The sequence below is a fragment of the Pseudomonas sp. CDFA 610 genome, from assembly GCF_021147865.1.
GTDB lineage: Bacteria > Pseudomonadota > Gammaproteobacteria > Pseudomonadales > Pseudomonadaceae > Aquipseudomonas > Aquipseudomonas alliivorans.
The window spans coordinates 1-17,362 of record NZ_JAGTPM010000001.1; the positions used below are offsets into that span (position 1 = coordinate 1).

11 protein-coding genes and 5 pseudogenes are annotated in these 17,362 nt (G+C 55.7%); 8 read left to right on the forward strand and 8 right to left on the reverse strand.

Features of this window, described 5'->3' with window-relative positions:
• On the forward strand, positions 1 to 193 hold a 193-nt coding region (locus tag KDX39_RS00005), incomplete at its 5' end, for a transposase (protein ID WP_231658756.1).
• Positions 194 to 242: 49 nt separating this feature from the next.
• Here KDX39_RS00005 and KDX39_RS00010 read toward each other — a convergent pair.
• The 4 genes from KDX39_RS00010 to KDX39_RS00025 form a co-directional block, all read right to left on the reverse strand.
• Positions 243 to 2,612 (reverse strand): hypothetical protein, encoded by a 2,370-nt coding sequence (locus tag KDX39_RS00010; RefSeq protein ID WP_231658757.1) that lies wholly within the window; start codon positions 2,610 to 2,612, stop codon positions 243 to 245.
• Positions 2,613 to 2,691: 79 nt separating this feature from the next.
• On the reverse strand, positions 2,692 to 3,024 hold the full coding sequence (locus KDX39_RS00015) for a hypothetical protein (protein ID WP_231658758.1): 333 nt from the start codon (positions 3,022 to 3,024) through the stop codon (positions 2,692 to 2,694).
• 160 nt (positions 3,025 to 3,184) lie between these two features.
• Positions 3,185 to 3,658, reverse strand: coding sequence for a transcription elongation factor GreB (greB, locus tag KDX39_RS00020; protein WP_231658759.1), 474 nt, complete (start codon positions 3,656 to 3,658; stop codon positions 3,185 to 3,187).
• 138 nt (positions 3,659 to 3,796) lie between these two features.
• Entirely contained in the window at positions 3,797 to 4,138 is a 342-nt protein-coding gene (locus tag KDX39_RS00025; RefSeq protein WP_231658760.1) for a hypothetical protein, read from the reverse strand.
• Between the two features lie 80 nt (positions 4,139 to 4,218).
• Between KDX39_RS00025 and KDX39_RS26470 the strand changes: the two are divergent.
• Positions 4,219 to 4,335: pseudogene (locus KDX39_RS26470) on the forward strand (LysR family transcriptional regulator); the annotation flags it as partial.
• A 77-nt stretch (positions 4,336 to 4,412) separates the two neighbouring features.
• Here KDX39_RS26470 and KDX39_RS00030 read toward each other — a convergent pair.
• Positions 4,413 to 8,489 carry a KAP family P-loop NTPase fold protein gene (locus KDX39_RS00030; protein ID WP_231658761.1) on the reverse strand — a complete coding sequence of 1,359 codons (4,077 nt, stop codon included), beginning with the start codon at positions 8,487 to 8,489 and terminating at the stop codon, positions 4,413 to 4,415.
• Positions 8,490 to 8,790: 301 nt separating this feature from the next.
• Here KDX39_RS00030 and KDX39_RS00035 point away from each other — a divergent pair, with 301 nt between their 5' ends.
• The 4 genes and pseudogenes from KDX39_RS00035 to KDX39_RS00050 form a co-directional block, all read left to right on the forward strand.
• Positions 8,791 to 9,000, forward strand: coding sequence for a hypothetical protein (locus tag KDX39_RS00035; RefSeq protein WP_231658762.1), 210 nt, complete (start codon positions 8,791 to 8,793; stop codon positions 8,998 to 9,000).
• 326 nt (positions 9,001 to 9,326) lie between these two features.
• Positions 9,327 to 9,548: pseudogene (locus KDX39_RS00040) on the forward strand (transposase domain-containing protein); the annotation flags it as partial.
• 221 nt (positions 9,549 to 9,769) lie between these two features.
• Entirely contained in the window at positions 9,770 to 10,666 is an 897-nt protein-coding gene (locus KDX39_RS00045) for a hypothetical protein (RefSeq protein WP_231658763.1), read from the forward strand.
• Between the two features lie 492 nt (positions 10,667 to 11,158).
• A pseudogene (locus KDX39_RS00050) lies at positions 11,159 to 11,419 on the forward strand (transposase); the annotation flags it as partial.
• A 261-nt stretch (positions 11,420 to 11,680) separates the two neighbouring features.
• Here KDX39_RS00050 and KDX39_RS00055 read toward each other — a convergent pair.
• Positions 11,681 to 12,706, reverse strand: a complete 1,026-nt coding sequence (locus tag KDX39_RS00055; protein WP_231658764.1) for an IS110 family transposase — start codon at positions 12,704 to 12,706, stop codon at positions 11,681 to 11,683.
• A gap of 74 nt (positions 12,707 to 12,780) precedes the next feature.
• On the opposite strand from KDX39_RS00055, the pseudogene KDX39_RS00060 reads away from it, so the two are divergent.
• Positions 12,781 to 13,680, forward strand: a pseudogene (locus KDX39_RS00060) (IS3 family transposase); the annotation flags it as partial.
• 9 nt (positions 13,681 to 13,689) lie between these two features.
• Positions 13,690 to 13,956, forward strand: a pseudogene (locus KDX39_RS00065) (GreA/GreB family elongation factor); the annotation flags it as partial.
• Between the two features lie 199 nt (positions 13,957 to 14,155).
• On the opposite strand, the gene KDX39_RS00070 reads toward KDX39_RS00065, so the two are convergent.
• Entirely contained in the window at positions 14,156 to 16,675 is a 2,520-nt protein-coding gene (locus tag KDX39_RS00070; RefSeq protein WP_231658765.1) for an ABC transporter permease, read from the reverse strand.
• Positions 16,675 to 17,358 (reverse strand): ABC transporter ATP-binding protein, encoded by a 684-nt coding sequence (locus KDX39_RS00075; protein WP_004887741.1) that lies wholly within the window; start codon positions 17,356 to 17,358, stop codon positions 16,675 to 16,677. Before KDX39_RS00075 ends, KDX39_RS00070 begins: the two co-directional genes overlap by 1 nt.
• Positions 17,359 to 17,362: the final 4 nt, after the last annotated feature.

Consider the following 17,362-nt stretch of genomic DNA (forward strand, 5'->3'; position numbering starts at 1 on the left):
ACCGGGATTACCGAGACTTTTTGATCGCCCCAAGTACCGGCAGCGCAATATCATCGAGCGCATGTTCGGCTGGTTGAAGGAGAACCGTCGCATCGTTACACGCTTCGACAAACTCGGAAAAAGTTATGCGGCAATGGTCTCACTGGCTTGTGCCATGCGGTGTTTGAGACAGTACTTTTCGTACAGAGCCTAGCTCATAGTCAGGCGCGCCGTCACTTCTGTGACGGCGCACGCCCTTTGAGTTACTTTCTACGTTTGTGTCGTCGCCGTTTCGAAACTGGTGTAGCTGTGGTCGGACGCTGCTGAAGCTCGTTCTTCAGATCCTGAATCTGGGCCCTTAGCGCAGAATTTTCCTGCTCCAAGCGTGAGTCGACAGCTATAGCCTCCAGTGCCTGGTGGAGTAAGGCGGCAGTCTGAGGTGCTTTTTCGGGCATCAGTGAATCATATTCAAGGCGTGCTAGATCGTCAGCGGATAGTTGACGGTCACCTTGCTGATGCGCATCTTGAATTAGTCGATCCCTGACAGAGCGCATAAGCGTGCCTCGCTTTGCCCAAGGCAAAGAATAATTACCACTAGATCGCACAAGTCTTAGCAAAGATCGTTCGAGCTCAGAAGAAAAACCGCGCCTTTTTTCGTCAAACAAGAAAGCTTTCATTGCGGAAAGTCCAAGTGACACGTCAGGCAGTAGGGCTATAAGCTGCAGCAGTGCTGCGACTGATATAACTAGCTGCTGCTCGCCGCTTTTTTGGAAGTGAGTATCTACCTGTACTAGTCGCCGCGCAGAACTAACCAGTAAGCACGTAGCCGCAGGGTCGAGATTTTTCAGTTTTTTCAAGTGGTGTATCAATGCTGAATAGATCTGTGCATCGCGTGCCGCTTTATCTAGAGCATTTTTTTGGGCGCGACTGGAAAGTTTTCCAATGGCTCGCTCGTTCAGGAATTGTCGGACTTTTTCTTCCAGGTCTTGCTCTTGTATGGAACGGTCAGGGAGTTGCTGGATTTTATAGTCGGATAATGCTGCGCTCACCTTGCGAAAGTCGTACTGGGTGTCTCCTTTGTAACCGTTAAGGTACGTCTGCCAATGGGAGGGTTGAGCCTTTTTATCTGCCAGCAATTGAGCAAAAGAACGCACAAAAACGTTGTCGATTAATTGTAAGCGATCCTCCTCCGTCCCAGGTAGGATGTGCCTTATTTCGTGATAATCGCGCGTGGCGATAGATGCGTGATAGGCAACCTCTTCAAGAACAGGAGTGGGGGCGAAAACGCTACCATTTAGGCGTGTCCAGCGATCAACAATCGTCTCGATCGATTCATGCTCAGTCTCGCCTTCACCCAAGAGAGATAAGACAACATCGGTGTCCAATACGAGAGTAGTTCTAGCGAACAATCTTGAAAGCGCAGCGCTGCTTGAGTGTTCTAGCCCTGCAGCGCATAGGGATAAGAAGCTAGCACTAAGGCGAACTAGCCAGTCGGTAGCTGCGCTAGTCCGATCGGTGAACATGTCTCGTACAGCTTGCCTGAGCTCCTCTCGTTGCTCCTGGTGGGTAGAGGTAGACGCTACGGCAGACGCGAAATCATCGAGAAAGCTCAATGGTGATATCGGTTGTACAGTATTATGATCATCATTGATGAGTGCGCTAATTTCTTCCACTAAAGCATCGCCGCGCGAAAGGAAGTATTGAGCCATCCTTTCTTCGAAAACTTCCCAGATGCGGTTGAATTGGCTATCTAAAAATCGAGCTCCAATTGAGCTTTCTAAAACTGACCTAATAGCTTTCCGACCTTCGAGTAAGCGCACAGCCGCATTTTTTTCACGCTCCTGTCTTGAAGCATGACCTTCAGGGGTAATGCCATAGATTCCAGCTTTGGGCTCTTTAATGAGACCTTTTACGTGGAGGCGTGAAATAGCAGGTAGAAGAGCCTCGCGTGCTACATTTCTTTGCAGCTTGAGTACCCCTGAGAAATCACGGGTCAACGCCTCCAATGTGCGTGTTTTGTCATCAGCGAGTACGTCGAGAATGCCTGAAGAGTAAACCTCTGATCTGATTTCTGCGGAGCTGTCACCTGACGAGGAAATCAATGCCAGCCGAAGACCTCGTATTTCGGTATCTTCGTTAGGGCCTCGGCCTATAGCTCTGATGGTATTGCTTATCTCTGAACCGTAGTGCCGCTCAAGCAATCCAGATCCTTTATGTAAGTCAGTCTCCACCAGTTGAGTGGAACCTAGGATTACAATCGGAAATGCGTGATTTATTTTTTCCGAGATCGCAATTTCATTTTCGCGACGTCGATGCTCGCTCAAGGGGTGAGGTGAGCAGAAGTATATACGAGTAATATTAGGTGTCGTGGAGGTTATCCTTGCAATGTCTGAGAGGCACTTGTCGTCTACATCATCGCGTAAACTGGTGCAGGCATATACGCCTGAAGCTCTGCCAGCGCCGACGCCATCGCGCCCAAGATCCCAGGAGCGTGACGTAGAAAAGACGAGCGCCCCTCCTTCCAATGTCGAGACAATTCCATTACAGAAGTTCTCGAATCTGTAATCGCTGGTTTCCATCGCCAGGACTGTGGTGCTCACAGTCTGCTCCAAATCGGTGTTGTCCTTGAGCATTTTTCTCCCCACGATCAGCTAAATCACGCTGTAAAGTATGAACACTACACCCCCACGAGCTATTCGTTCACCTATTAAGTCAATTCGAGGCCTCGCCTACATGCACCCGGGGCAGACGGTGATCCATGACCTGGATGCCTTGAGCGCTGGAGTGAAGGTCGCACCACCTGCTCGATCGCGTCAATCCCTCTAAAAATCGCTGGAGGTAGCTTTCACTGCCAAAGGCGAAGCCGGCAGCAAGCAAAGGCTCCGTGAACTCCGGGATAGAGTGTTTCTGAGCGAAGCGAGAGATCGTCTCCGAGTGCCACGACACACGCCCCGTCGCGATATTTCGGAATTGACTTTGCTGGATCAGATTGTTGAGCTGTTCTTCGTTGATGTCATTCGCTTGAACGAAGAACAGAAGGTTCATAAACTCGAATCGTTCGTAGAGCAGCTCGGGATCATGAACTCCGGCGAACGAGGGAGCCCATTTGCACGAAATGAGGCTGGCAAGTCGATTGGTGTTCTTCCGCAGAGTGTTGGCACAACTACCGTACGGTCACGTCCGGCGCAGAATCAGCGAGCCACCCTCATGGCTCGTAGGAGATCTTGCTCACATACCAAGTGGCTTCGCCGCCCGGGATTTTCACCACGCATTCATCGCCTTCCTCTTTCTTGAGCAGGGCGCGCGCCATCGGGGAATCGATGGAAATATAATCGTTGCGTTCGTAGATCTCATCGTAGCCCACGATCCGGAATTTCTTCTGTTCACCGTCTTCGTTCTCTATCTCTACCCAAGCGCCAAAGAAAATTCTTCCTTTCTGCTCCGGCGAGTAGTCCACGACCTTCAAATCCTCCAGTCGCTTACGCAGATACCTGACGCGGCGATCAATCTCGCGTAGAAGCTTTTTGTTGTACTGGTAGTCTGCGTTCTCGCTTCTGTCCCCGAGGGATGCTGCCCAGGCGACCTTCTGCGTAATTTCAGGTCTGTACACACGCCACAGGTGATCGAGCTCGCCTTTGAGCTTCTCATGCCCTGCTCGGGTGATGATGTTTGTAGCCAATCAACAGCTCCTTACCTCGGAAATTCTTTGGCAGCTTTCAGGCTGTGCGAGAGCGCTGGCCAGAGCCTGAATGGACTTTGAGGGAGTCTACTCGGTCGAGCGTTCAATGGGGCAAGGCTCAGTCCCGGTACCCGCATTTCAGGCACGTTTCACTTCAACGCTGCCCATCATGCCTTGCACATGCAGTCGATAAACACCGCCCTCCTGGACGACCTTGGCCTGCGGCATGTAGGAGTAGAAGTAGGAGTATGAGTGCACCGCCTGCTGCCATTTTTGCCCGTTGTAGAACTCGAAAATGGTGTCGGTGTCGTCAAAACCTTCAAAGTCGCCACTGAGTTGTCCTTCACATACGATCATCGCTACCCCTCCTAATGAATAATGCAATAGATGATGCACTGCCGAATGCTTCTTCTCAAACGAGTTTGCATTTTCAGGATGGCTAACGGACAGAGGCTTTACTGAAACGGAATCAGGCTGCATATCCGTGCTCGATGCTGTCCAGTGGTTCCTTTACTCGAAGATACGTAGGCTCGTCTCGGACATACTCCAGGGCGCTCAAGCTCGGGGTCTATGCAGTTTATCCAAGTCGCAAGCACGTAGCGCCGAAGGTGCGCGCCCTGATTAGCTACCTGAGTGAGCGGCTTGCTAGCCCCTCATGGGAGAGGCCACGGCCATAATTTTCGTGGCCTATGCGTTATGAATATCTGAGTGCCCCTTTCCGCGTGCGGTCGGGCAGGGGCTGAGGTCTGGAAATCTACTGGCGGTTTTTCCAACGCTTCCACAGGCCGGTCATTGCGCGACTGTTTCCGAAAATGTTGTTGATGATCGTGACATCAGCCTCGCTCAGCACCTCTGGTCTGACGTCTCTGAGCACGGCTTCAGTTCCCAGGGCTTTTGCCCAGCTCACTATGTGTCCTTTGGCGGTGTCAGACCCCCCATTCGCCAGCTCACTAAGCAGCAACCTCGCGTAAGCCAACCGGTCTTCGTGAGTGATGAGGCGCTTGTTCACGTCAGCGCGCAGGGCATTGACGGCTGCCCATGTGAGCGGGCTTTCCTCCATCTTCAGCAACTGCAGGGCCAAAGCGGGTATCTCTTTTGACTCTTTTTCGCTGTGCTGTCCTTCGTTTCGAATGATTTGATGCAGCAGTCGCGTGCGCTGTCCGTCGCTTGTTTCTTCGTCGAGTATCAGCTTTTTCAGGTTGCTGTGTGCTTCCATACCCAATGCGCGGCACCACAACGCCAGGCACAGATCAGGGGCGGTAGAGGAGCCACGCTTGCCCTTGACCAGAACGGCTTTCGTAGCTTCCAGATCACCCACAATGGACAGGTTTGGAGTGATTGTCTTCCATACGCGCTCCAGCAGTGCCACCTCCTCAGGCTTGTTGTAATCAATGGCGTCAGACAGTCCCGCGATCTGGGTAATGGACAAATCCACGCCAGTGCTCAGGAAATCTGCAGCTTCAAGAGGTCTTTGCTGCCAGATCACACAGGCTGTCTCAACCAGGTTTGAAGACAGCGCCTGAGGAATGACTCCGTCAGACAGCATGCTGTTCAGGGATGCCAGTGTGTTTCTGCCCACGAACCCAGGGGATGAGACGGCGGTCTGCTGAGCCTCAGCAAACAGCGTTTGAGGTGCGTATCCGGTAGGGAGTTGCTCCACGGTTGGCCATAGGCCAATGAAATAACCATGCAGTGGATCGAGGGCGTCTTCGTACGATTTGGCGGTGCTTACCAGCTTCTGCAGGGCGGGGCCGAGTACGCCAGGGGTCGCATGCGTAAACACTTTCGTGAGACCGGGCAGAATGTGAGGTAAGTAGCTGGGCCAGTTGTTGACCTTGGTATGCAAAGTTGGCAGCAGCATGTCGAGATGCGGCTGCAGGTAACCATCCTCCCAGTTCGCAGCGGGAATATGTGTCGCAGCCTCGGAGTACAGAGCCTCATCGTCGCTGTCGAGTTCTGTATTACTTGTCAGATCCTTGAGGTAAGTGACCAGAGACTCTTGATCGGCTTCACCCAGGCTCGCGTAGGCGGAGAACAACTCGATACGGCACGCGCTTGGTATGTGCAAAAGCTCGCCGATCCAGTTGTCTGCGACTTGGTTGAGCGCATCTTCATTGTGAGCAACGAAGGTGCGGAACACTTCGCATGCATCTTCTTCGCAGCCTTCGATACCGCTCAGCGAAATGGCGAGGCCGGCATAACGCTCGTAATGGTCGTCATTGAACTGTGCGAGCCTTGGAGCGCCCAGGTCTACCAGCAGGCGGAACGCGCGCTTGTAGTCAAGCGGCTCTACGTTGAAGCCGGCTACTCGGAGGCTGAATCTGGCCAGACAGTCCAGCAGTGTCTCATCGTTTGCGTGGGGAACGTACCGCTCCAGCGCGTTGATCACGCTGTCGATTAACTCCGAAGCGGTGATGGTTGAAAGCTTGGTCACCTGCTGCCATAGCTGCGTACGGCTTTCCTCTCCCTCGGCGGCCAAGCGCTCCCACACGGTGTTTATTCGTATTGCGGTAAGCTGTAAGTCCATGGATTCGAGGGGCTCGATGTCGTCATTCGCCTGAGCTTCAAACTGGTGAAGCGCATTCGTGAGTTGCTCGACGTAGCTTGCCCCTATTTCAGGCAAAAGCGCGGTCTCGAAGCGGTCTACCCACTGCTGTAGCTCAATGAAACGGAGCGTGTAAGAGCCTGCGTCAGCCAGGATATTGCGCTCGCACAGCCATGCCATGAACATCGCTTTTGGATGAGCAGGCAGGCCGTGAACATCCAGCACGGACAACGCGATTTCTGCCGCTCCCTTGGCCATGGCAATGGCTTCTTCCATGTTGGGAGTCTGTCCGCTTTGCAGCCGCATTGTGCTCTGTTTGCCGATGGTGAGCAGTTCATCAATGAGGACAGAGGCGATGAGTTGCTGGTCGGTGGCGTTGGCGACGGCAGTGATTCGGCCGATCTTCTCCACGCCTAGCAGCGACCTGAGTTCTCCGGAGGTGACGATATCGTTGCACAGGATGCCCAGTACCATGCTGCGGGTGCGCGGAGGCAGCCGATCAATCACGTCCGCGACCACGCGCATGGCGTTGAACTTCAGTACCTCCTCGGTGCGATGAAGTTCGCTCAGCATGCCGTGAAGCAGTTCCATCTCCTTGTCACTCAGGAAGTCATTGGCCCGAGGGGAGAGGGCTTCGAGGAAGCCTTGGGTATCACCGGAAACCAGGTAGTCGTAGATTCGTGACGCGTGCCCGCCATACTGGCGAGTTGCAAAGTCTTCCGACAGTAGCAGCAGGCTCTGCAGTGAGTCCGGCCAATTGATGCCGACCAGGCTTGCCAAGAATTGGCGCAGGTCGCGGCAACCCTCGACCAAGAGGGTTTTCCCCTTGTCATCCTCCGTCACGTACCGCTTGAGGATGTGCTGGGACTCCAGCGGTTCGTCCTTGAGCAGCGTCTGTCTGACCATCAGGTTGGTCAGGCGATGGAGCAGTTGAGGATCGTCCTGCAGGTCTCGATAGAAACCTGGAAAGCTGACCCTTGCAGCGCTCAGTGCGCCGAGGGCGATCGGATGCTTGGTCACGGCGCCTTCATGAAGTCCGCCGGGGCGCTCACTGCCGATGGCGTCAAGCTCGCGTGCCTTGGCGAGCCACCAGGTCTGCGTGAACGCGTTAACGATCTGGAGTGCATTGCGCGGATCGCTGACATTGGTGTGGATCATCCGATCTACCACCTGTTCAACCGATGCGCCTTTGTCCGCGACCTCTTTCACGAGCTCCGGAAAATCCTTCAGCTTCGACAGCGCAAATTGGCGCATGTCGTTTCGTGGCGGTGGTGGGATTTCCAGCCGGAACTGGAAAATGCGGTCGAGGTAGCGTCTGGCATCTGTCGGGTTGAAGATGGAGCCAGGTTGCTCGGGGTTGCCGCGCCGGCGGGAGAGGGCGTCGGCGACCTTGCCTTCATCGCAGGAAATGACGAACACCAGCCCCAGGTTCTCAGGAAGCTTGTCGGTCGGAATCTCCATGAATGTGCGAACCGCGTCCAGGCCCAAGACCATCTCCTCTGCGGAGAGGCGATCAAGGTCGTCCACGAAAATGACGAGGCGCTCGTAGGGGACGGCGTTGGATCTTGCAGGCTTGAACTTGCGTAACTGCTGGAGCAACAGCTCCTCGTACTGCTCAGCGCTCACGCTGGGGAGGTGCATCCGGGTGATTGTGCTGAACGGGCTCACTGCCGACGGCTTCATGACCTTGATGAGGTAGTAATAGATGCCCGTGACCGCTGCAAGGAAGAGTGATTGGACGAAACTGTTGTGAAGCGGCAGCCAGCTCAGGCCTGCAGCAACGATCACAAGATAAATGAGAAAAGCGATCAAGAAGGCCGGTGCCGGCGCGGCCCAGCTGATCAGATGCTGCTTGGTCAATTCACGGATGGGCTTGGTGACCGACTCCGTGTGCGTCACATTTCGGTAGAGCTCGTCATGAAGTTTTCCTTCGTCACCACCGAGCTCAAGGAACACATGACGCAGCAGCGCGCGCTTGATGTCCTGTTCTTTCCCACCGAAGCGCCATGCGTTGAAGGTGATGCTTTTGAAGCGCTGGCTGCGGGGGTGACGGCCTCCAGCTGTCGAGGTGTCGTCAGCTAAGGCCCGCGTGTAGAGTTCTTTGACCGAGCTTTTGCCGGTACCCCAGCCGCCGAGTAGGCCGATGCTGAAAGGAGGCCGATGGCCTTGGTCTTCGATCAGGCATCGGAGTGCCTGGGCATAGTGCCGATGCCCGAAAGCATCCTGGTCTTCAGTCTCAATGTGACGATCCAGCACAGCGGGCATTGAGCGACGAGAATCTAGCATTTGATCATCCCTAAATCATAATGGCATTTGGCCTACGTGAGACGAAGCTTACTGGGGTCGCCAGCAGGAGGCCAGTCATCGAACGCGAAGTCCCAAGACGATGCCGTCACACGCTTTTTCACACGGCGTGAAGCGGACGAGGTTGCTGGGCAAGAGAGGTTTTATTGATGAGCGCGGGAGGTTTTTGGCGTATTTTTCGCTGGCCCTGCCGGTTTGGTCTCGGGTGCTTACGCCTGCCCCTGAAAGCGCAAAGCAGTCCATGCGCTATGATCAGGGACTGCAGTGGGGTCAATGAGGGACTATGAAGCGCACACTCGAAGCCATGATCATGCCAGGTGACCCCTTGATGACTCAGGCCATCGATGCAATGAAACGCTACCACCAAGCGCAGGAAGCGGGCCTGTCTGAGGAGGAGGTAGAGAGCTTGCGTCTTGAGGCAAAACATTTGTTTGCCACGGTCGGGGAGTATCAACTCGCGGCGTTGGGCTACCAGCCTCTCACCCGCCATTGACGCATTCAAAGGCGCATGCCAACACGTCGCACGACCATTGCCAACGCTTGCTTCAGGGACGGACTATGACTTGCGTCGCTTGGAAGCGGTCAGCGCATCAAAGGCCTCTTTGCTCGATAGGCCCTCCTTCAGCTTTGCTACCAAAAACTGTGCGTCCAGTGCCGCTGGGTCAAAGCATTCGCGAGCGTACCTGGCCAGGTCGAGCCAGAGCAGCAAGGGTAGCCGGGTACTTTAAAGTGCCTTTGTAGAGGCTTGAGCCGTGTGCTGGGTAACTCGCATGCACGGTTCTTAGGGGGTTGGGCGCGGGTGACCGCGTCTGACTAACCGACAACCAGATACGACCATGGGCTCTTGGACGTAAGAACTGGCTCTTTGCAGGCTCGCTACGCAGCGGCAAACGGGCGGCGGCGATCATTAGCCTGATCCAGGCTGCGCGGCTGAATGGTCATGATCCGTATGCCTATCTGAAGGATGTTCTCACGCGCCTGCCGACGCGGCGGGCGAGTGAGATCGATCAGTTGCTACCGCATAGGTGGCAGCCGGTTTAATCACGCAAGGCGTGATGGCCGGACGCTTACCGCAATACATCTTTCCTGCAAAAAATGCCCTACGGCTTCGGCAATCTAGCTTGCAGGATGGCTAACTGCTATCTTCAAGGCTCGCGACGCACATGAATGGAAATGTCTTGTGCTGACAATACTTGCACTCCCAACTAGGATGCCAAGTATGAGCGAGTTTCAAGGGAAAAATTAAAGGGAAAATTTTGACAATGGAAAGTAACACCACTGAGCAACAGTTGGATGTGGCTGCAGTTGGCGGTGTCTTCGGAGACTGCGCGCTGTGTGATGCCAAAAATGTCTTGCTGAAAGAATCTCATAGCATCCCTAAGTTTGCGTACGACTGGCTTAAAAAAACGTCAGCTACTCAGTTCATAAGGGACACTAGGGATGTCAATGTCCGGCACCAAGATGGGCCTAAAAAGCACCTCTTGTGCGGAGATTGCGAAGGAAAGCTTGCCGTCTGGGAGAAAAACCTGGCCGAGGGTCTATTCAGAAAAATAGCGAATTATCAGAAGCAGAATTCGACAGTGGTGATCGGCGAAGAAACAAGGCTCGCTGTTATATCTGTTTTCTGGAGAGCGCTGCTTACTGGCAGGGATGAAGATAACGGATGGACAGCTGAAGATAAAGTTGGCATAGATTCATTCTTGGAGTCAACTAAGGAAGATGTGCTTGGTGGTCGGTGCAATACGAAAATTTATTTTGCGCCCTTCTGCGGAGAACCTCCATTTTATGGGCTGCCGATAGAATACACTTATGGCTTAGATCGAGGGATTGGAGCTCAAGACATCAGGTTCTTTGATGACCCACACCGGTATTTTGCGGTATTTAAGCTTCCTTTTATGTATTTTTACATCCTCAGCCCAGGCTGGCCCGACGAGGAGCTTCTTAAGGCAACCAAACTTGAGGTGGGCGAGCTTGATGTCAGCAAGATTCAAGATGTCCCGGACATACTGAAGCGGTACATTAAGAAGGTCTATGAAGACTTTTTGAAATCAAAGGCTGAAATGGACGAGGTTAATCAGCAACAAATTCGACGAGACGTCGAGAGGAATGCTGGTAAAATCACGGGGTCGGATAAGTCATTGCGCAGATCTGGTCAATAGCACAAGCATTCGGCAGCCATTTTGATCTGGATTCTGGCGAAGCCCATTTGTTCTTGGGGTGGCATTGTCTATACGAAAACAGGCTTGGAAACCCACTGGCAAAGCTTCAGTGGCGATTCCCTGCCTGTTTTTTAGATCAATCCCTGATGACTTTTCGCAATATCTCAATGCTAGGGATAACTTCCACCAGTACTCGACCTGTACTCCAAAAGTTAGAGGGATGACGGTCGGTGCCGAATGCCCTGTATCCGCCAATGCGGATCCAGCTACTTGGTCGCCCAGTTAAATCAGTTCTATAGGGAGTCTGGTTGAGCGCCTGCGCCATAATGTGGAGCTGACGATCGCGCCGCAGGAGTCCTATTACAGAGGGGGGTGAAGGGCTACACCGATTTGCCCAAAGCGGGTCGCTGGTTAGCCTGGGAGGGGAGTGTAGTGGTCTAATGAAACCGGACACCCATTTAGGCGAGAATGCTCGCCAGATAGAGGTGTCTGATGACCAAACAACGCCGTACCTTTTCCGCTGAATTCAAACGCGAGGCCGCAGGCCTCGTGCTCGATCAAGGCTATAGCCACATCGAAGCCTGTCGGTCACTCGGGGTTGTCGAGTCTGCCCTGCGTCGTTGGGTCAATCAGCTTCAGCAGGAGCGCAATAGCGTCACGCCTCAAAGCAAGGCTCTGACGCCCTAGCAACAGAAAATCCAGGAACTGGAAGCCCGGATTGCTCGTCTTGAGCGGGAGAAATCCATTTTAAAAATCTATGGTCACCCCCTTTTTTTGCAATGCTGATTCATGGGCGAAGTAGTTGGCTTGCTTAAATCTATCCGGCGTCTATTGGATGATTCACCCGCGCCATGATGAGAGTCGCGCCTGACGATCCTGAAAAGGCTAACGGCTTCTTGCTGAGCCAATTTTTAAAACAGGTTCTTCGTCAGGCCGGTAGGCCGTTTACGTCATCCATTATTCAGCTATCGCAAAACCTGAAAGGCAAATCGTGGTACAGCCACAACTGCAGGGTCAGGCGTTCAAGGCGTCTGGCCCTGCTTCGTACTGCGTATGGTGCGTGGCTATCGCCCAAGCGATTCGCGCCAGCTTGTTAGCCAAGGCACAGGCCACGACATTGGAGTGGCGTCGACTCAGCAATGAGCGAACCCAGTCGGCCAAGGCTCCTTTCTGGTGATCGAGTCTCTGCATGTATACCCTTGAACATTGCACCAACAACTGTCGAAGGTGCTTGTCGCCGCGTTTACTGATCCCCAGTAAGTTGGCCTTGCCGCCGGTGCTGTATTGCTTGGGTACCAAGCCCACTGATGCGGCAAAGTCCCGGCTGCATCGGTACTGCTTCCCATCGCCCATCTCCACAGCTAGCAGGCTGGCGGTGATCGGGCCGACACATGGAATGCTCAGCAAACGACTTCCCAGATCATCGTCGGCCAGTTGGCATGCCAACTCTTTATCCATTGCCTTGATTTGCTCATCCAGATAGACGAAGTGATTGTGCAGCCGCTGCAGCAGCACTGTCAGATGAGCGGGAAGTTCATGCTCAGCCAAAACAACCGCCAGATGCTTCATGATGGCCAAACCTCTGGGTAGGCTGACGCCAAATTCCAATAGAAAACCGTGCATCTGATTAGCGGTTCTGGTGCGATCACGCACCAACGATTCGCGCATCCGATGGAGTACAGAAAGGGTTTGCTGGGATTCAGTCTTGGGCGTAACGAAACGCATCGAAGGACGAGAAGCGGCTTCGCAAATCGCCTCAGCGTCGACAAAGTCGTTTTTGTTGCCCTTGACGAAGGGCTTAACGAACTGCGGGGAAATCAGCTTGGCCGTGTGTCCAATTGCCGCCAACTGACGAGCAACACAGTGCGACCCCGCACAGGCCTCCATTGCCACGACACAGCTCTGCGATATGGCGAAAAATTGCATCATTTGCGCCCGTGAACATTTTTTGCGAAATACCTCCCGGCCTAACTTATCCTGGCCGTGCAGATGGAATGTATGTTTACCGAGATCAATACCTATCAGCGCCGGCTCGCTCATGATGATGCCCTCCGAAAATAAAGCACCCTGCTAAAGCTTAGCCCTCGCAGGGTGTGGGGGTGACCATCTCATTAGGCTACCGCGCTCTTGATGTCGGAAGAGCACGAGCGCACGCGCTGATTGATCAACTGAGCTCCCAAGAGCCGGTCGATTGGCTTTGCGCAATCTTTGATGTCACGCGTTCGTGTTACTACGCCTATCGCATCCGACGTCGAACTCCGGACGTTGAGCGACTTCGGTTACGCAGTCGAGTCAACGAACTGTTTACGCAGAGTCGAAGCGCTGCCGGCAGCCGCAGCATCGTGTCGATGATGCAGGAAGATGGCGAGCAAATCGGGCGGTTCAAGGTGCGTGGCCTGATGCGGGAACTGGCGTTGGTCAGCAAACAACCGGGATCACATGCCTACAAACAAGCGACGGTTGAGCGGCCGGATATTCCGAACATCTTGAATCGAGAGTTTGAAGTTCCGGCTCCCAACCAGGTCTGGTGTGGCGATATCACCTACATCTGGGCTCAAGGGAGATGGCATTACCTGGCTGTCGTGCTGGATCTCTACGCACGCCGAGTTGTTGGCTGGGCACTGTCGAGCAAACCCGACGCGGACTTGGTGATCAAGGCGTTGGATATGGCTTACGAGCAGCGTGGCAGGCCTCAAGGACTGCTATTCCACTCGGATCAGGGCTCGCAATATGGCAGCCGAGCGTTCCGCCAACGGCTTTGGCGTTACCGCATGCGCCAGAGCATGAGTCGTCGTGGAAACTGCTGGGATAATGCGCCGATGGAACTTATGTTTCGCAGCTTGAAAACTGAGTGGATACCGACCGTGGGCTACATGACGGTACAAGAGGCACACCGAGACATCAGCCATTACCTGATGCATCGCTACAACTGGATTCGACCGCATCAGTTCAACGGTGGGCTGGCTCCGGCTCAGGCCGAGAAAAAACTTAACGTCGTGTCCGGGATCAGTTGACCACTACAGGAAGACATGCACGTGGTGCAATATTCGCCCGAGCAGGAAGGGCGGGTGTTCTTCGGTGCCTGGGTCGAGATCGAGAACGAAGACGGCGAACTGAAGAAATTCCGCATCGTGGGTTATGACGAGATCTATGGCCGCAACGATTACATCTCCATCGACTCACCCATGGCACGCGCGCTGTTGAAGAAGGAAGAGGGTGACGAAGTGATCGTCAACACGCCCGAGGGCGAGAAGGTGTGGTTTGTGAACAGCATTGTTTATGAGCAGTGATGGCGCTGAGCCCGGCTCGCGAAGTCGTCGCGGGAGTCACCTCAAGCAACACGTGTCTTTCTGAAGCACTGCGATCCGTTGGGCGGCGAGGCGGCTTGTCGGCGATTCGGTTTTCAGGCGCTATTTCAGCTACTGAATTGACGTCATCGTCGGCAAACCGTCTCCTGAGGTTCGGTATTTACTGCGCTCAGGCTGGCAATCAGCCCTCCCGCAACACGGTCAACGGGCTGGCATTCAACGCGCGGCGAGTGCCGAACACGCCGGCACCCCCTACCAGCAATGCGCCAATCACCGGCAGCAGCAACAGCCACGGATGCGGGCTCCATTCCAGCGAGAAGGCGTAGCGGTACAGAACGAAACTCACCAACTCACAGCCCAATGCCGCCAGCAGGCCGCTCGCAGCGCCCAGCAGGCCGAACTCGATCCTGCGCGACTTGATCAGCAATGCCCGTTCCGCACCCAGCGCCCGCAACAGCGCGCCCTGACGGATACGCTCATCCAGGGTCGCCTGCAAGCCCGAGAACAGCACGGCAACGCCCGCTGCCAGTACGAACAGCAAAACGAACTGCACGGCCAGCGTGACCTGGTCGAGAATGCTGCGCACCTGCTCCAGCAGGGCCTCGACACCCAGAATGCTGATGGCCGGGAAAGCCCGCGACAGCTCGACGATCTGCTTGTCCTGACCCTTGGGCAGGTAAAAGCTGGTCAGGTAAGTGGTCGGCAGATCGGCGAGCGTGCCGGGCTGGAAGATCATGAAGAAGTTGGGCTGGAAGGTGTCCCAGTTCACGTCTCGCAGGCTGGTGACGACTGCTTCGCGGGTCAGACCACCGACGATGAAACTGAGACGATCGCCCAGCTTGATCTGCAGGCTCTCGGCCAGTTTTGTTTCGATTGAAACGCCCGGCGTGGCATCGGCCTGACCGGTCGCGCCGGGCAGGTCTTTCCACCATTGTCCGGCGGTCAGCGTGTTGCCTTCGGGCAGGTCGGCAGCCCAGGTCAGGCTCAGATCACGCCGTGTGGCGTTTTCCCCGCGTGAATCTTTGGTGACGAAGTTGCCTACCGGTTCGCCATTGATGCTGGTCAAGCGTCCCGGCACCACTGGATACAGCGGCGCCGAGTGAGTCGACAGCTTGCTCATGGCCTGAGCGAAGTTCTCTTTCTCTGAAGGCAGTACATTAAGCACGAAATAGTTTGGCGCATCCTTGGGCAACTGATTTTGCCAGGTATCGAGCAACTCGCCGCGCAGCAGTGCGATCAAGCCCATCGACAACAGGATCAGGCCGAAGGCCAGCGATTGACCGGCAGCCGCCAGCGGGTAGCGCAGCAGTTGGCCGAGACCCAGGCGCCACGGCAGCGATGCTCCTGACAACAGGCGGCGCAGGCTTTTGAGCCCCAGCAGCAACAGACTGCCGAGCACCAGCGCTGCAACGATGCCGCCGCCCAGCAGGGCGAAGGTCAGCACCAGATCCAGACTCAGGCGCCACATGATCAGACCCAGCGCCAGCAGCGCTGCGCCGTACACCAGCCATGAACTGGCGGGAATCGGCAGCATGTCCCGGCGCAGCACGCGCAATGGCGGAACGCGACCCAGCGCTGCCAGCGGAGGCAAGGCAAACCCGGCCAGTGCCACCAGACCCGTCCCCATGCCAGCCAGCGCGGGCAGCAAGCCCCCCGGTGGTACCGTTGCAGGCAAGAGATTTTGCAGCAGCGCGAACAGCCCCAGTTGCGCCAGCCAGCCGAGCAGGGCACCGCTGAGGCTCGCCAGCAGGCCGATGATCGCCAGTTGCAGACTGAACAGCGCCATCGCTTCGCCTCGCGACAAACCCAGGCAGCGCAGCAGCGCGCTGGCGTCGAAGCGTCGTGCGGCAAAACGTGATGCCGACAGTGCGACCGCGACACCTGCCAACAGCACGGCGACCAGACTGGCCATGTTCAGATAGCGTTCGGCCTTGCCCAGTGCGCCGCCGATCTGCTGGCTGCCATCGCGGGCATCCTTGATCTCCTGATGCGGCTCCAGCCCCGGCTCGATGGCCTTGCGATAGGCCGCGAGCGTTTCCGGCGGGCCGCTCCACATTTCCCGGTAGCTGACCCGGCTGCCGGGTTGCACCACGCCTGTGGCGGCGAGGTCCTGCAGGTTGATCATCACCCTTGGCGTCAGGCTGTAGAAGTTACCGGCGCGGTCCGGTTCATAGGTCAGCACACGGGTCAGTTTCAAGGTCTTGGCACCGACGTCGATGTCGTCGCCAACTTTAAGATTTACGGCAGGAAACAGCCGCGCCTCGGCCCAGGCTTCGCCGGGTTTCGGGCCGCTGCCTGCCTCTTCGGCCTGATACAAATGGGATGCGCTTTTCAGTTCGCCGCGCAGCGGGTAAACATCATCGACCGCCTTGATGCTCGACAACTGTATCCCGGCGTCCGTGGCAATGACGCTGGAGAAAATCACGATCTGCGCGTGCTTGAGTTGCAGCCGCTCACCCTCCTGAATCTGTTCGGGGCGGGCAGGGCTTGAGCCTTCGAGAATCAGGTCGGCCCCCAGGAACTCGGTGGCGCGCAGCAGCATCGCACCGTTCAGACGCGCACCGAAGTAGCCGATGGCGGTGCTTGCCGCGACAGCCACAAGCAAGGCAAAAAACAGCACCCGTAACTCGCCTGCGCGGGCATCGCGCAACAGTTGGCGGGCCGCGAGGCTCAGCAGACGAACGAAAGGCAGGCGTGCCATCAAGGCTCCAGCGGGGCGACCAGGCGGCCCCCTTCAAGGCGGATCAGGCGTCGGCAGCGATGGGCCAGACGCTCATCGTGGGTGACCAGCACCAGCGTTGTATTGCGTTCCTTGTTCAGTTCGAACAACAGGTCGCTGATGCGCTCGCCCGTGTGACTGTCCAGGTTGCCGGTGGGTTCGTCGGCAAACAGCACGTCGGGATGGGCGGCGAAGGCGCGGGCGATGGCAACGCGCTGCTGTTCACCGCCGGACAACTGGCGTGGTGTATGGGTCAAGCGCTGGCCCAGGCCTACGCGCTGCAGCAGATCGCGGGCCTGCTCGCGGGCGTCGCGGCGGCCTTCCAGCTCCATGGGCAGCATGACGTTTTCCAGCGCATTGAGGCTGTCGAGCAACTGGAACGACTGAAAGACAAAACCGACGTGTTCGGCACGCACTCGTGCGCGCTGGTCTTCATCCAGCTCACTCAGGTTACGACCGGCGAGGATGACGGAACCGGCGCTGGGCAGGTCCAGTCCCGCAAGCAGGCCCAGCAGCGTGGATTTGCCCGAGCCCGATGAGCCGACGATGGCCAGTGTGTCGCCCTTGTTTAGTTCCAGGGAGAGTTCGTGCAGGATAGTCAGGTCACCTTCGGTGCTGGGGACCACTTTACTGAGGCTTTGGGCACTGAGAATACTTTCACTCATGGAG

Coding starts and splice junctions, on each gene's coding strand:
- KDX39_RS00030 (WP_231658761.1), bottom strand. CDS start 8,489: ATGCTAGATTCTCGTCGCTCAATGCCCGCTGTGCTGGATCGTCACATT.
- KDX39_RS00045 (WP_231658763.1), top strand. CDS start 9,770: ATGGAAAGTAACACCACTGAGCAACAGTTGGATGTGGCTGCAGTTGGC.
- KDX39_RS00070 (WP_231658765.1), bottom strand. CDS start 16,675: ATGGCACGCCTGCCTTTCGTTCGTCTGCTGAGCCTCGCGGCCCGCCAA.
- KDX39_RS00015 (WP_231658758.1), bottom strand. CDS start 3,024: ATGAACCTTCTGTTCTTCGTTCAAGCGAATGACATCAACGAAGAACAG.
- KDX39_RS00035 (WP_231658762.1), top strand. CDS start 8,791: ATGAAGCGCACACTCGAAGCCATGATCATGCCAGGTGACCCCTTGATG.
- KDX39_RS00075 (WP_004887741.1), bottom strand. CDS start 17,358: ATGAGTGAAAGTATTCTCAGTGCCCAAAGCCTCAGTAAAGTGGTCCCC.
- KDX39_RS00010 (WP_231658757.1), bottom strand. CDS start 2,612: ATGCTCAAGGACAACACCGATTTGGAGCAGACTGTGAGCACCACAGTC.
- KDX39_RS00025 (WP_231658760.1), bottom strand. CDS start 4,138: ATGCAGCCTGATTCCGTTTCAGTAAAGCCTCTGTCCGTTAGCCATCCT.
- KDX39_RS00055 (WP_231658764.1), bottom strand. CDS start 12,706: ATGAGCGAGCCGGCGCTGATAGGTATTGATCTCGGTAAACATACATTC.